This window comes from Pseudomonas sp. WS 5079 (assembly GCF_012985465.1).
In the GTDB taxonomy this organism is placed as follows: Bacteria; Pseudomonadota; Gammaproteobacteria; order Pseudomonadales; family Pseudomonadaceae; genus Aquipseudomonas.
Genome location: NZ_JAAQWN010000001.1, coordinates 520,196 through 532,907 on the forward strand (window position 1 = coordinate 520,196; position 12,712 = coordinate 532,907).

13 protein-coding genes are annotated in these 12,712 nt (G+C 61.9%); 4 read left to right on the top strand and 9 right to left on the bottom strand.

The window, feature by feature from the left end:
* Window positions 1–127 precede the first annotated feature (127 nt).
* The 3 genes from HBO05_RS02235 (at window position 128) to HBO05_RS02245 (ending at window position 2,541) form a co-directional block, all read left to right on the top strand.
* The gene (locus tag HBO05_RS02235) at window positions 128–292 is read left to right on the top strand and encodes a DUF6026 family protein (protein WP_169951417.1); all 165 of its coding nucleotides are present in this window, start codon (window positions 128–130) and stop codon (window positions 290–292) included.
* 147 nt (window positions 293–439) lie between these two features.
* Window positions 440–2,185: a phosphoethanolamine transferase CptA gene (locus HBO05_RS02240; RefSeq protein WP_172311511.1), complete on the top strand. Its 1,746-nt coding sequence runs from the start codon at window positions 440–442 to the stop codon at window positions 2,183–2,185.
* A 134-nt stretch (window positions 2,186–2,319) separates the two neighbouring features.
* On the top strand, window positions 2,320–2,541 hold the full coding sequence (locus HBO05_RS02245; protein WP_170041327.1) for a hypothetical protein: 222 nt from the start codon (window positions 2,320–2,322) through the stop codon (window positions 2,539–2,541).
* A 43-nt stretch (window positions 2,542–2,584) separates the two neighbouring features.
* Here HBO05_RS02245 and HBO05_RS02250 read toward each other — a convergent pair whose 3' ends face one another.
* The 8 genes from HBO05_RS02250 to HBO05_RS02285 all read right to left on the bottom strand — a co-directional run bounded on the left by HBO05_RS02250 (window position 2,585) and on the right by HBO05_RS02285 (window position 10,846).
* A complete protein-coding gene (locus tag HBO05_RS02250) occupies window positions 2,585–3,076 on the bottom strand; it encodes a GNAT family N-acetyltransferase (protein WP_169951944.1) in 492 nt (163 codons plus the stop codon).
* A gap of 150 nt (window positions 3,077–3,226) precedes the next feature.
* Window positions 3,227–4,333 (bottom strand): cell division protein ZapE, encoded by a 1,107-nt coding sequence (gene zapE / locus HBO05_RS02255; RefSeq protein WP_170057273.1) that lies wholly within the window; start codon window positions 4,331–4,333, stop codon window positions 3,227–3,229.
* Window positions 4,330–6,987: an aminopeptidase N gene (gene pepN, locus HBO05_RS02260; protein WP_172311513.1), complete on the bottom strand. Its 2,658-nt coding sequence runs from the start codon at window positions 6,985–6,987 to the stop codon at window positions 4,330–4,332. The genes zapE and pepN overlap by 4 nt, the downstream gene beginning before the upstream one ends.
* A 13-nt stretch (window positions 6,988–7,000) precedes the next feature.
* Window positions 7,001–7,831, bottom strand: coding sequence for a DUF2797 domain-containing protein (locus tag HBO05_RS02265; RefSeq protein ID WP_178123663.1), 831 nt, complete (start codon window positions 7,829–7,831; stop codon window positions 7,001–7,003).
* Window positions 7,828–8,088 (bottom strand): DUF1315 family protein, encoded by a 261-nt coding sequence (locus HBO05_RS02270; protein ID WP_029291449.1) that lies wholly within the window; start codon window positions 8,086–8,088, stop codon window positions 7,828–7,830. Before HBO05_RS02270 ends, HBO05_RS02265 begins: the two co-directional genes overlap by 4 nt.
* Before the next feature lie 31 nt (window positions 8,089–8,119).
* Complete coding sequence (locus HBO05_RS02275) at window positions 8,120–8,989, bottom strand: rhomboid family intramembrane serine protease (protein WP_169951949.1); 870 nt, start codon at window positions 8,987–8,989, stop codon at window positions 8,120–8,122.
* Complete coding sequence (locus HBO05_RS02280; RefSeq protein ID WP_170041613.1) at window positions 8,982–9,959, bottom strand: metallophosphoesterase; 978 nt, start codon at window positions 9,957–9,959, stop codon at window positions 8,982–8,984. The genes HBO05_RS02275 and HBO05_RS02280 overlap by 8 nt, the downstream gene beginning before the upstream one ends.
* Entirely contained in the window at window positions 9,956–10,846 is an 891-nt protein-coding gene (locus HBO05_RS02285; protein ID WP_010210870.1) for an NAD(+) kinase, read from the bottom strand. The genes HBO05_RS02280 and HBO05_RS02285 overlap by 4 nt, the downstream gene beginning before the upstream one ends.
* A gap of 154 nt (window positions 10,847–11,000) precedes the next feature.
* Here HBO05_RS02285 and HBO05_RS02290 point away from each other — a divergent pair, with 154 nt between their 5' ends.
* Complete coding sequence (locus tag HBO05_RS02290; protein ID WP_172311515.1) at window positions 11,001–11,948, top strand: DUF1853 family protein; 948 nt, start codon at window positions 11,001–11,003, stop codon at window positions 11,946–11,948.
* A gap of 125 nt (window positions 11,949–12,073) precedes the next feature.
* Here the strand turns inward: HBO05_RS02290 and HBO05_RS02295 are convergent, their stop codons facing one another.
* Window positions 12,074–12,676 (bottom strand): VWA domain-containing protein, encoded by a 603-nt coding sequence (locus tag HBO05_RS02295; RefSeq protein ID WP_172311857.1) that lies wholly within the window; start codon window positions 12,674–12,676, stop codon window positions 12,074–12,076.
* Between the last annotated feature and the right edge of the window lie 36 nt (window positions 12,677–12,712).

Below are 12,712 nucleotides of genomic sequence, written 5' to 3' on the forward strand. Positions count from 1 at the left end.
CGACCCTGAAAAATAAAAAAGTTCCCTTGAGCTGAAAAAGAAATCAGAATCGCCCCCTGACTCCTGCCGAGGGCCTCGACTCAAGCGCTCTGGCACCGCGACACACCGGCTATTTGCGAGGTAAGCAATGCGCACTGCACAGATGACACGCCCGCCACAGACCCTCTACGTCACCGTCCGCCGCGACGAGTTGCGCCAGTTGAAAGACGAACGCGAGCAGTTGCAACAGGAAGTCATCCGTCTGCGCGCGCAGTTGCAGGCCCAACTCGCGAATCAAGCCATCAGTTGCTGAGCCCTTGTAGGCGCTGGCCTGCCGGCGCCTTAAAGGATCGTTCCCTCAGATCCAACTCACGAAGTTTTCACCAGCCCTTCCCGATAATCCTCCGCCAGAACGCCGCCTCACGCATGGGCGGTGGTAATTATTGGGTTGGAGCGCTGCATGGCGATGTACAAACGCAGCACGAAGTCTGCAAAAGGGTTTGATTGGGCAGGTTTTGGCTGGATGTTCCTGTTTTTCTGGTATTTCTCAGGCATTACCCAACTGCTGATCCAACTGACCGGCACCTCCGGTTTCAGTGGCTTCCGCCAGGCGTTCTTCATGAGCGCGCTGTGGTTGGCACCCATGCTGCTATTCCCACGTCGCGCCCGGCTGCTGGCCGGTTTGATCGGTGTTGTGTTGTGGGCCTGTTCCATGGCCAGCCTGGGCTATTTCTTTATTTACCAGCAGGAATTTTCCCAGAGCGTCATCTTCATCATGTTCGAGTCGAACATCTCTGAAGCCGGCGAGTACGCCACCCAGTATTTTGCCTGGTGGATCGTACTGGCCTTCATTGCGCACACCGCCCTGGCCATCTTCCTCTGGACCCGCATACGCCCGGTCTACCTGCCCCGGGGCCGGGCGATGGTCGCAGCCACCGCCATAGTGCTGGCGATCGTCGGTTATCCGCTGGCCAAGCAGATCGCTACCAACGACACCCTGGAGCGGGCCATCGATGGTTTCGAAACCCGTGTCGAACCTGCAGTGCCATGGCAGATGATCGTCGCCTATCGTCGCTACACCCAGCAGTTGAACAACATGCAGGGCATGCTCGACAACGTCAGCAAGATCCCGCCCCTGAGCAACTTCAAGGACAGCATGGCCGGCCAACCGTCGACGCTTGTGTTGGTGATCGGCGAGTCCACCAACCGCCAGCGCATGAGCCTCTACGGCTACCCCCGCAAGACCACGCCGGAGCTGGACAAGCTGCGTGACCAACTGGACGTGTTCGACAACGTCATCACCCCGCGTCCCTATACCATCGAGGCGCTGCAACAGGTGCTGACCTTTGCCGACGAAGAGCATCCAGACCTGTACCTCAAGACCCCATCCATCGTCAGCATGATGAAACAGGCCGGCTACAAGACTTTCTGGATCACCAACCAGCAGACCATGACCAAGCGCAATACCATGCTCACGACGTTCTCCGAGCAGGCCGACGAGCAGGTGTACCTCAACAACAACCGCAACCAGAACGCCCGCCAGTACGATGGCGACGTGCTGGAGCCGTTCTCCAAGGCCCTCGCCGACAAGGCCGAGCGCAAGCTGATCGTGGTTCACCTGCTGGGCACCCACATGAGCTACCAGTACCGCTACCCGCCAAGCTTCGACACTTTTACCGACCGCCAGGGCGTGCCGGACGGCGTGCGTGACGACCAGTTGCCGACCTACAACAGCTATGACAATGCGGTGCGCTACAACGACTTCGTGGTGTCGAGCCTGATCAAGGATTACGCCAAGACCGACCCCAATGGGTTCCTGCTGTACCTGTCCGACCACGGCGAGGATGTGTTCGACTCGGCAGGCCACGACACCCTGGGCCGCAACGAGGGCAAGCCGACGGCGCCGATGTACACCATCCCCTTCATGACCTGGGCCTCGCCGAAGTGGCGCGCCACCCACGACTGGAATATGCAGGGTGATGTGCAACGTCCGTACAGCAGTTCGCAGTTGATTCACACCTGGGCTGACCTGGCCGGCTTGAGCTTCGACGAACTGGACCGCAGCCGCAGCCTGGTCAGTGATAGCTTCAAGCCACGGCCGTTGCTGATTGGCGATCCCTACCAGCGTCCGCAGAAGGCCTTGATCGACTTCAGCCTGATCAAGCCCAAGGCCAGTACCGGCCCCCAGAATGTGGTGCTGAAGTAAATGACCCCGCCCCTCACGTTAATTCTGGAGGGGCGTGACGTTAACCCGCACTTAATAAGCGTCCTACAAACTATTCCCATAAATCTGATCAGGGACGGTGCAGATACCGGTCACTTTTAATGGGAATACATGCGATGAAACTTTCCACCTTGATGCTCACCGGCCTATTGGGCCTGACCTCGGCTGCGGCCTTCGCTGAAGGCGGCGGGGAACGCGTGAAGGAGCACTTCAACAACTTCAGCTTCGTCCAGAAGCAAATCCACGGCGATGCCGAACAGACCGCGGCTGCCGATGCCAAGGGCACTGAATCCGGATCTGCCGAACAGGCGCGGGACGCCGAGCAACCCAAGAGCTAACCCCACCCCCGATCATTCCCACGCAGAGCGTGGGAATGATCCGTTAGAGGACCTTGCTCCAGAACAGCATGCGGCCATGGGCCGGGTCGAAGATTGAGTCGTCGAACCCAAACTTGCGGTACGACGCCTGTGCCACGGCATTACCTTCCAACACTTCCAGGGTGATCTTGCAGCAACCACGCTGGCGGGCGATTTCCTCGACCTTTTGCAACATTTTCTGGCTCAGGCCCAGCCCCCGGAATGCTTCCTTGACGACCACGTCATGCACGTTGACCAGCGGCCGGCAGGCAAAGGTCGAGAACCCCTCGAAACAGTTGACCAACCCGGCCGGCTCCCCGCCGACAAAGGCCAGCACGCTGAACGCATGGGGGCGCTTGGCCAGTTCCGCCGGCAACTGTTGCAGCAGGTCGGCGGACAAGGCGTGGCCGCCGCCCATGGGGTCTTGTGCATAGTGGTTGAGCAACAGGCCAAGGGCCTCGGCGTGCACGGGGTTGCTGTAGCTGGCTTGCAGTACCAGTATTTCTGCGGCTTCCATTTCCTTCCTCGATAACTGCCCGGCAGGGATGAGCTCCCCGCAAAAGCTCGATTGTAAGCGCGGTGTAGGCGTTAGATGAAGGAGATTAACTACAAGTTGGCGCGGGAAAAAGCCAACAAGTAAACGCCAGTGAGCATGGGCAAATAGCCATCACTGACCAAAACGTTGCAACTGCATCTCTTGCAAACGACTGAGGGTGCGGCGGAATGCAAATTCCAGGTAACCCTCGGTGTATAGCTCAGCCAAGGGCACCTTGGCTTCGATGTACAGCGCCACCTTGCGGTCGTAGCACTCATCGACCAGGGCGATAAACCGCCGCACGCTGTCGTCGTGCACCGACAGCGCCGGCAACTCACGGTCGCCCGCCTCCACGCGCTGGGCGCCATCCTCGGTACCACGGGCAATCCGTCCAGGGCGTGTCGAGGCGCTCAAGCCGGGGACTTCGCCCAGTAAAATGGCACGATAGCGATCACACAACAGCATGAAATCCATGGCTGCCAACGGTTGCTCGCACAGGTCAGCGTAGCGGCACCACAGGATGTTTTCGCTGGACCGCACCGTGGCAATCACACGCGAGCCCACGCTCACCGGTGCACTGCTTAATGCCTGGCCTTTGCTCAAATCCTCAAAGACCCTGGCCAACGCCTCGGGTTGATCCACCCAATAGCGCTGCACGGCCGTGCCCGGATGCAAGCGGTGGTCTTCACTGCCATCAACCGCCACCACCTGCATATGCGCCTGGATCGCCTCGATAGCCGGCACGAAGCGCTCGCGGTTGAACCCATCGGCGTACAACTGCCCTGGCGGCTGGTTGGACGTGCAGACCATCACCACCCCTTCGTCGAACATTACCTGGAACAGGCGCCCGAGGATGATTGCGTCGCCAATGTCATTGACGAACAGTTCGTCGAAACACAGTACCCGCACCTCGCGACTCAACTCGCGGGCCAGCGCCTGCAACGGGTCCGGGGTGCCGGTCAATTGGAACAGGCGTTGATGGACCCAGCCCATGAAGTGATGAAAGTGCTGGCGTCGCGCAGGCACCCGCAGGCTCTGGTGGAACTGATCCATCAGCCAGGTCTTGCCCCGCCCTACCGGCCCCCACAGATAAACCCCGGTGACCGGTGCGTCGGCGGCTTGGTGCAATGCCGCATGGCAGGCCTGCAACGCCTCAACCGCTCGGCGTTGCGCGTCGTCAGCCACAAAACCATCGGCCAGGGCCTGTTGGTAGGCAGCCAGCGGTGAGTCAGGCGTCATGCGAGGCTTTTACTGACCACCTCGAACACATCGCTGGACAGCTCGCCCGAACCGCGGATGCGCTCCAGTTCCGCCTTCATCAGCGCCTGGCGGGCGCTGTCGTATTTGCGCCAGCGGGTCAACGGCGCCAACTGCCGCGAGGCAATCTGCGGGTTGAAGGCATTCAGCTCGATGACCAGGTCAGCCAGGAAGCGATAGCCCGAGCCATCGGCCGCGTGGAAGTTGATCAGGTTCTGCCCGGCGAAGGCGCCGACCAGCGCGCGCACCTTGTTCGGGTTCTTGATATTGAACGCCGGGTGCTGCATCAGCGCCTTGACCCGCGCGAGCCCGCCCGGCAACACGCTGCCGGCCTGGACGCTGAACCATTGGTCCATGACCAGCGGGTTGTCCTTGAAGTTCTCGGCAAACACTTGCAGGGCCTTGGCCTTCTCGGCGTCGAACGGCGAGTTGACCAGCACCGCCAGTGCCGTCAGGCGTTCGGTCATGTTGTCACACGCGTCGAACTGCTCCAGGGTTGCGGCCAGCACTTCTGGCTTGCCGCTGAGCATCAAGTACGACAGCGCGATGTTCTGCAGGGCGCGGCGCGCGAAGTGCTCGGCCGAGGCCACGTAAGGCGTGTTGCGCGACAGGTCGCGGTTGGCCTGGTAGCGCAGCCACAAGCCTTCGAACAGTTGGTCGGCCAACTGCTGGCGCGCAAACTCGCGGGCGGCGTGGATCGCGTCGACGTCAGCCACTTCGCTGATTTCGGTCAGGTAGGCCTCGCCCGGCAACGACAACATTTCCGCGACCATGGCCTGGTCCAGGCTTTCATCGCTCAGCACGCTACGCAGTGCGTTGACCAACCGTTGATCGAGCACCAGGGCCTGGCCCTGCTGGTGTTGGCCGATCAGGTCCTGCAACACCTGCACCGCCAGTTGCTGGCCCGCCTCCCAGCGATTGAAACCGTCACTGTCGTGCTGCATCAGGAACATCAACTGGTCACGGCTGTAGGGGAAGCTCAGCTTCACCGGTGCCGAGAAGCCGCGCAACAGCGACGGCAACGGCTGTTCGGCGATATCGACGAAGGTGAATGTCTGCTCGGCTTCAGTCACCGACAATACCCGCGAGGTGCCCTGCGCAGCGGCTTCACCGGCCAGACGCAACGGTAGGTCGACGCCCTTGGCATCCAGCAGGCCCAGGGCCACGGGAATCACGAACGGCAGTTTTTCCACGTTGTCCGGGGTTTGCGGGCAGCTCTGGCGCAAGGTCAGGCTGTAGGTTTTAGCGCCAGCGTCGTAGGACTCGCTCACCACCAGGCGTGGGGTGCCGGCCTGGCTGTACCAGCGCTTGAACTGGGTCAGGTCGGCGCCGTTGGCATCTTCCATGGCCTTGATGAAGTCGTCGCAGGTCACGGCCTGACCGTCGTGGCGCTCAAAGTACAGGTCGCTGCCTTTGCGGAAACCCTCGGGACCGAGCAAGGTGTGGATCATGCCGACTACTTCCGAACCCTTTTCGTACACGGTCAGGGTGTAGAAGTTGGAAATCTCGATAAAGCTGTCCGGGCGCACGGCGTGGGCCATCGGCCCTGCATCTTCAGCGAATTGGTGAGTGCGCAGGTAGGCCACATCCTGGATACGCTTGACGGTGGCCGAGTTCATGTCGGCGGAGAAGTGCGAATCGCGGAATACCGTGAAACCTTCCTTGAGCGACAGCTGGAACCAGTCGCGGCAGGTCACGCGGTTGCCCGACCAGTTGTGGAAGTATTCGTGGGCGACGATGGCTTCTACCCGCTGGTGCGCGGCGTCGGTCGCGGTTTCGGCGCGGGCCAGCACGGCGCTGGAGTTGAAGATGTTCAGGCCCTTGTTTTCCATGGCGCCCATGTTGAAATCGTTGACCGCGACGATCATGAAGATATCCAGGTCGTATTCGCGACCGTAGACCTCTTCATCCCAGCGCATGGACTTCTTCAGGCTGTTCATGGCGTGCTGGCACTTGTCGATGTTTTCCGGCTCGACATAGATGCGCAGAGCGACGGTGCGCTGGCTCATGGTGGTGAAGGTGTCTTCGACGCACCACAGGTCGCCGGCCACCAGGGCGAACAGGTAGGCCGGTTTCTTGAACGGGTCTTCCCAGGTCGCCCAGTGCCGGCCGTCTTCGCCGGGGCCGCTGGCAATCGGGTTGCCGTTGGACAGCAGCACCGGATAGCGGTGTTGCTCGGCGATCACGGTGGTGGTGAACGTGCTCATCACGTCCGGGCGGTCCAGGTAGTAGGTGATCTTGCGAAAACCTTCGGCCTCGCATTGGGTGCAGAACATGCCGCCGGACTTGTACAAGCCTTCCAGGGCGGTGTTGGTTTGCGGATGGATGCGCACGCTGGTGTCGACCGTGAAGCGCTCGCTGGTCGGTTGCAACGTCAGATGGCTGTCGCTCAACTGGTAGTCGGCGGCGCTCAGTTCCTGGTCACCCAGGGCCACGCTCAGCAGTTCCAACTGCTGGCCATCGAGTACCAGCGGCGGCAGGCCGGTGCCGCGCTCGGGATTGCGGCGCATCACCAGCTGCGCGTGGACCAGGCTATGGTCCTCGAACAACTCGAAGGTCAGGTGGGTCTCGTCGATCAGGTACTCGGGCGCCTGATAGTCCTTCAGGTAAATCATCTTCGGTTGTTCGGTGCGCATGCGTGAAATCCTTCTACTGATGCACGGCGAGCTGGTAAGCCGTGTATTTACGAATATTGATAACGCCGGTATCGAAGATCAGGTATTGGCCCTTGATCCCCAACAGCGTGCCTTCGGCAATCGGGTTCTTATCCAGGTTGAAGCTGACGATCTTGGTTGGATATTGCTCCACCGGGTAGCGGATTTCGAGGGGCTCGATATCGGTTACCGGTTGGATGGCCTGCAGGCCGAAGCGTTCCTGCAATTGCAGCAGGCCGTCGGCGCAGGAGACGAACAGCTCGTCGCGTACCTGCGCAAGGTCTACCGCTGCCGCGTCACCCTTGAGCAAGGCGCGCCAGTTGGTCTTGTCGGCGACCTGGCTGCGCAGCACATCTTCGACAAAGCCCGATTGCTGGCGCGTGGCCACGCGCATGATCGGCAATGCCTGGCTCGCGCCCTGGTCCAGCCAACGCGTGGGCAGTTGGGTGGCGCGGGTAATGCCGACCTTGATCCCCGACGAGTTCGCCAGGTACACCACATGGTCGGTCATGCAGAATTTTTCGCCCCAGGCCGGATCGCGGCAGGTGCCGGCATCGAAATGGCAGCGCTCGGGGCTCATGATGCACAGGTCGCACTGGGCCAGCTTGGTCATGCACGGGTAGCAATAGCCCTGGCTGAAGCTGGTCTTGGTCTTGCGCCCGCAGTGGGTGCAGTGGATCGCACCGAGGTATTCCAGGCGCACATGAGTGCCAATCAACGGATTGACCGGCACCTCGGTGTCGCCCAGACGAAAAGCGTATTGAACGGTCGGCGAACCCAGTTGCGCCGACATCTTGCTGACTGCACCACGGCCAATCTCAATCAATGGATGGCATCCGACTTGAACAGTATGTTTTCCACCGGGGTCGACTTCGATTGGCATTCCTGCGGGCCCATGTAGCCGGTGCGCTGGTCTTCCGGCAGGTTTTGCAGCTCCCAGGCGATCATCGCCTGCAACGACAGCTCACGCTGTTCGGCGGTGAGCTTGCGGCCATCGGACCATTTGCCGATTTCCACGGCGAGCTTGAGGCTCTGGTAGATATCCGGGGTGATGTTTTCGATCATTTCAGCAAAAGAGGACATAAGACTCTTCCTTTAAATAATGGGCAGAGATTCAAGCGTTACGTTTATGGCGGCTGTACAACCCGCCGAGCAAACCGGTGATGCAACCCGCCACCAGGCCGCCGACATGGGCCGCATTGGCGATTTCGCCGAAGCCGATCATCGAGACCAGGCCCGACAGGCACAGCACCAGCCACACCAGCATCATCACCAGCACGCCACGCGGCAGGCGATACGCCGGGTTGGGCGCGAGCATCTGGTAGATCCAGCAATGGCCGAGCAAGCCGTACAACACGCCAGACAAGCCGCCGAACAGGCCCGGGCCGCCAAAGGTGTATTGCGCGTAGTTGGAGGCCAGGCTGAACAGCAACGTCAGGCCCAGCAGGTTGATACTGCCTTGGCGCGCCTCGATCCGCCGCCCCAGTTCCCAGTACCACATGCCATTCATCGCCAGGTGGAGGATGCCGAAATGGATCAGCATCGGCGTCACCAACCGCCACCACTGCCCCGCCGCCAGGCTGTCGGCCAGGGGCGTGAAGTACAGGTATTCACCGGCCACGTGGAAATTCAGGAACGTCAGCCAGCTCATGGCTTGCAAGTTGTCGCCAAGCATCGTGACCGCACCGACGATCAGGCTCAGCAGCAACACACCCGCGGTCAGTGGGCTGTGGCGCAACTGCTGGAGAAAACCGGCGCGCTTGGCTACCGGTTCCTGGGGAATATCCAGCTGCTGGTGCGGATCGCCGGCAGGGAAACGCTGATACAGGCTGCGCACGTCTTCGCTGATCGCGTCCGGCACCCAGAGCACCTGCTCGCCGGCCTCTTCGCTGACGCGATGGGGCACCTGCATGCGCTGCAACAGTTTGACGAATCCAGCCAGGTCAACCGTCAGCGGCAAGCGTAAAACGGCCACGTTACTCATGAATCACCTCAGGGCGCTCGACATCGACCCATACGAACTTGTTGGGGTCCAGGCAGGTTTCCTGATCCAGGCGATACGCCACCAGCTTGCCGTAGAGCACTGCGCTGTAGTCCAGGCAGGCCAGGTTCGGGCGGATCGGCGCCGGTTTGCCACTGCGCCAGTAGTGGCCGACAAACAGCAGCGGCTCATCCACCCCATAGCGCAGCAGGGAGTTTTTCTCGGTCGAGGACAACGGCGTACGGGCCACCGGGTCGGGCAAGGCATCGGGCTGGAACACAATATCGCCGTAGGTCTTCGGGTCGTCTTCCCAGAACTTGGTGCGAAAGAACGAACGGGTCAGGCCATCGCCACCGGTCAGCGTCAGGCCGTCCGGCAGGCGCATATCGGTGCCGCGCAGCAGGCGATCGAAGGCATTGCAGGCAAAGCTGCCCGGCACCGCCGCCGCCTGCAGGAAATGCTCGTCGATACAGCCGTCGGGGAACTGCCCGCGCAGCGGTTCGATCAGCCCCGCATCCCAGCAGGCGTGCACCACGCGAAAACGCCCGGCATCGACAAACAACGGCATGTCGTAGAACCAGCCGAGGAAGTCATGCCAGTCGCCGGGGTGGTGTTCAAACTGGGTCAGGGTCTCGTGGATCAGCCGCGCGTGGCGTGGCGAATGTTCACGCACGTACTGCTTGCCACTGCCGGGCGGCGCCAGGGTGCTCCAGCCCAGGGCGTTGAACTCATGGTTGCCCATGATGCACAGCGCCTGGCCGGCTTCGGCCATGTCGTGGACGATATGCAGTGCCTCGCGGATGCGCGGGCCACGGTCGATGATATCGCCGAGGAACACCGCCATGCGGGAGGGATGGCGCCAGGTGCCGCCCTGCTTGTGGTAACCCATCTGGTCGAGCAGGTGCTCAAGGGTATGAGCGCAACCGTGCACGTCACCAATCAGGTCGTAGCTACGCGCGGGATCGAGCATCAGTCGCCTCCACCCCCCAAGCGGCTGCCCCAGCCCAGCTTGGTGCGGCACACTTCGTAGTAGTTGTGATCCAGCGGGTGGATCAACCGCAGCTTCTGCGCTTTTTTGCTCACGGTGATGGTGTCACCGGGGGCGCAGGTAAAGTGGTTCTGCCCGTCACAGGAGACTTGCGGGTAGATCTGCATGTCTTTGGAGACCACGATTTTCAGCTCACTGTTGCCATCGACCACAATCGGCCGGCTCGACAACATATGGGGGTACATCGGCACGATCACAATGGCATCGAGCTTGGGATGCATGATCGGCCCGCCGGCTGACAGCGCATAGGCCGTGGAACCGGTGGGCGTGGCGACGATCAGGCCGTCGGCCTTCTGGCTGCAAACGAACTGGCCGTCGATGTACAGCTCGAACTCGATCATCCGCGTCGACTTGCCGGGGTGCAGCACCACATCGTTGAGGGCATCGCCCTGGCCGATGGCTTCGCCATGGCGGCGCACTTCGGCTTGCAGCAGGAAGCGGTTTTCTACCAGGTAGTGGCCGTCCAGCACCTTGGCCACTTCGACTTCCAGGTCGTCAGGGCGGATATCGGTGAGGAACCCCAGGCTGCCCCGGTTGATCCCCAGCACCGGCACGTTATGCCGCGCCAGGGCCCGGGCGGCGCCCAGCAGGCTGCCGTCGCCGCCGACCACGATCACCATGTCGCAGACTTCACCGAGCATTTTGCGCGATGAGGTCTGCAGGCCGTGGCCCGGCAGAATCTCGGCGATGGTGTCTTCGAGGATCACATGCAGGTGGCGCTCAAGCAGAAACTTTTTCAGCCGGCGGACCGTGTCCAGAACCTGGGTACTGCCCAGGCGACCGATGATGCCGATATTGCGAAATTGCTCCATGGGGCTCCTGCAGGGTTTGGGTCTGGCAAAAAGAACGATTATGGGCGAAAGGCCGCATTAGACAAAATCCTTTGTCGCCACGGGGCCCAGACGACAACGGTTCTCAACACCCGCCACGGTCCCGCAGCGAGTAGGAAACAGCTATGCTCGGACCATGAATCCGTTTCCCGACCTGCAGTACCTGCCCCGTCAATTGCGTCATCCCGAAGTGCGGGACCTGGCGTGGGTGATCCTCGCCCCGCCGATGCTGGAACAAACACCCTGGCCGCAACGCCATCCCCTGGCCGGCAGCGATTGGGTGCAGCAACCCGCGGCACTGGAACAATGGCTGCGGCAACTGGACCAGGACAGCAGCCCCCTGCTGCACTGGCTGAGCCTGGCACGTACCCGGCGCCTGGGCCTGTATTACGAACGCCTGTGGCAATTTGCCGTGCAACACGCGCCCGGCGTGGAATTGCTCGCGGCCAACCTGCCTATCCGCCAGGCCGGCCATACCCTGGGGGAACTGGACATGCTGCTGCGCGACCGTGACGGGGTGCATCATCTGGAACTGGCGATCAAGCTCTACCTAGGCCCGCAAGAGGGCGACGGCCGTGATACCGCGCAATGGCTGGGCCCCGGTTGTCACGACCGCCTGGACCGCAAGCTGGCCCATCTGGCCGACCATCAACTGCCCATCTCGGCGAGCGCGCAAAGCCGGCAGATGCTGGCGGCCCTGGATATTAGGGATTTCACCGCCCATCTGTGGCTCGGCGGCTACCTGCTGTACCCCTGGCCCGGCGAGGCCGAACCGCCCCTCGGTGCCCATCCACAGCATTTGCGTGGGAGCTGGTTGCATCAGCGCGATTGGCTGGCTTTTATCAATGCCAGCCCGCCGGGCCGCTGGCAACCCCTGCCCCGCCATGCCTGGCTCGCGCCGGCGCATTACCCGGCAGGGAAAATCTGGAGTGAGGAGCAGATGCAGCGCTGGCTGGCCGACCTTGATCCGATGGCGCCGGCGCAATTGTTGGTGCGCATGATGCACAACGGCGGGGATTGGCAGGAAGCGGAGCGGCTGTTTTTGGTGGCGGATCTTTGGCCGAATGTACCGGGGGCTAGCTGATAGTTTTGCGGTGGGTTTGAGGGCCTTATCGCAGGCAAGCCAGCTCCCACATTCAGGCGCATTCCAAAGGACGTACTCGGTCAACTGTGGGAGCTGGCTTGCTCGCGATAGCGGTAGCAGCAGCGCTACAGGCTATCAATATGCCGATAATCCACCTGCAACCCGGCGGCCAGCTCCCGCGCCCGCCCCAGCCGGATCGGCCCACGTTCGATATCCACCAACAGCCCCAGGCAATCCAGCACCGGCAAGTGACCGATATCTTTGAGCCGGCCATCGGTAATCACCAGCAACCGCTGCTGCTCAGCCGGATACCGCTTGCGCCGCGCCGCCAGCCAATGCCCAGCCTCGGTCAACGCCGCCAGCAGCGGCGTACCACCGCCCGCGCCCAGCCCATCCAACCAACGCCCCAGGCCTTTCGCCGCTTTCAAGCCTTGGACCTGCCAGTTCGGCACCTGCCCGCTGGCCGTCAGCAGCGCCATGCGCGCCCGCTGCCGATAGGCGTCGTCGAACACCTGCGCGAGCAAGCCCTTGGCATCGCTCAAGGCCTGGTGCCGCCGAGTGGACGCTGACGCATCGACAATTACCAGCCACAGTTCATGGGCCGAGCGGCTGCGCAGGTGGTAGCGCAAGTCTTCACGGGATTGCGGCCGCCCTCCCAGCAAGGTACCCGGCCAGTTGACCGAGCCCTGCTGCGCGCTGCGCGCCTTGCCCTGGCGGCCCCTGTCCAGTCGCCCTGCTTTGGGACGGGCATCCGCCCCCGTGTC

What these genes read in the sequence shown, in the direction of transcription:
- HBO05_RS02270 (WP_029291449.1), bottom strand. Translation starts at nt 8,088, where the DNA reads ATGTCCTCTTTTGCTGAAATGATCGAAAACATCACCCCGGATATCTAC.
- HBO05_RS02285 (WP_010210870.1), bottom strand. Translation starts at nt 10,846, where the DNA reads ATGGAGCAATTTCGCAATATCGGCATCATCGGTCGCCTGGGCAGTACC.
- HBO05_RS02245 (WP_170041327.1), top strand. Translation starts at nt 2,320, where the DNA reads ATGAAACTTTCCACCTTGATGCTCACCGGCCTATTGGGCCTGACCTCG.
- HBO05_RS02250 (WP_169951944.1), bottom strand. Translation starts at nt 3,076, where the DNA reads ATGGAAGCCGCAGAAATACTGGTACTGCAAGCCAGCTACAGCAACCCC.
- zapE (WP_170057273.1), bottom strand. Translation starts at nt 4,333, where the DNA reads ATGACGCCTGACTCACCGCTGGCTGCCTACCAACAGGCCCTGGCCGAT.
- pepN (WP_172311513.1), bottom strand. Translation starts at nt 6,987, where the DNA reads ATGCGCACCGAACAACCGAAGATGATTTACCTGAAGGACTATCAGGCG.
- HBO05_RS02235 (WP_169951417.1), top strand. Translation starts at nt 128, where the DNA reads ATGCGCACTGCACAGATGACACGCCCGCCACAGACCCTCTACGTCACC.
- HBO05_RS02275 (WP_169951949.1), bottom strand. Translation starts at nt 8,989, where the DNA reads ATGAGTAACGTGGCCGTTTTACGCTTGCCGCTGACGGTTGACCTGGCT.
- HBO05_RS02240 (WP_172311511.1), top strand. Translation starts at nt 440, where the DNA reads ATGGCGATGTACAAACGCAGCACGAAGTCTGCAAAAGGGTTTGATTGG.
- HBO05_RS02290 (WP_172311515.1), top strand. Translation starts at nt 11,001, where the DNA reads ATGAATCCGTTTCCCGACCTGCAGTACCTGCCCCGTCAATTGCGTCAT.